Source organism: Bradyrhizobium sp. KZN70725 (assembly GCF_055264925.1).
The window spans coordinates 1-494 of record NZ_JBUYWT010000212.1 but is presented as its reverse complement, the minus strand read 5'-3'; the positions used below and the strand labels follow the sequence as shown (position 1 = coordinate 494).

The 494-nt window shown below is 58.9% G+C and carries 1 pseudogene; it reads left to right on the top strand.

Going from position 1 to position 494, the window contains the following annotated elements:
* Window positions 1-494 (top strand): annotated as a pseudogene (locus ACZBJS_RS42765) (recombinase family protein); the annotation flags it as partial.

The following is a 494-nucleotide window of genomic DNA, read 5'->3' as shown; positions in this document are numbered from 1 at the left end:
TTCGCATTGCCCGCGACAAACAGCCGCCCACTCTAACCGACGCAGAACGCGCAGAGATTCTTGGACTAGGGACAGACGTGGAGCGCCTGTGGAGCCATCCGGCAGCCTCGGTTGCGACACGAAAGCGGATATTGAGAGCGGTTCTCGAAGAGATCATCGTCACCGTCGAGCCACGAATATTGCACCTAAAATTGCACTGGAAGGGGGGCGACCACACTGCGCTCGAAGTTGTGAAGAACCGGGCCGGACAGCATCGGTGGAAGACCGATGCTTCAACTGAACAGCTGATCCGTGATCTGGCTCGTTTGCTGCCGGACGGGAGCATTGCGTCCGTTCTTAATCGGCTTGGCACACGCACGGCCAAAGGCAACACGTGGACCCAACAACGCGTTTGCGTCTTCCGCAACGACCACAACATCCCTGTCTACCGAGATGGCGAACGCGCCGAGCGTGGAGAGCTGATCCTGCACGAGGCTGCAAGCCGTTTGGGTCTC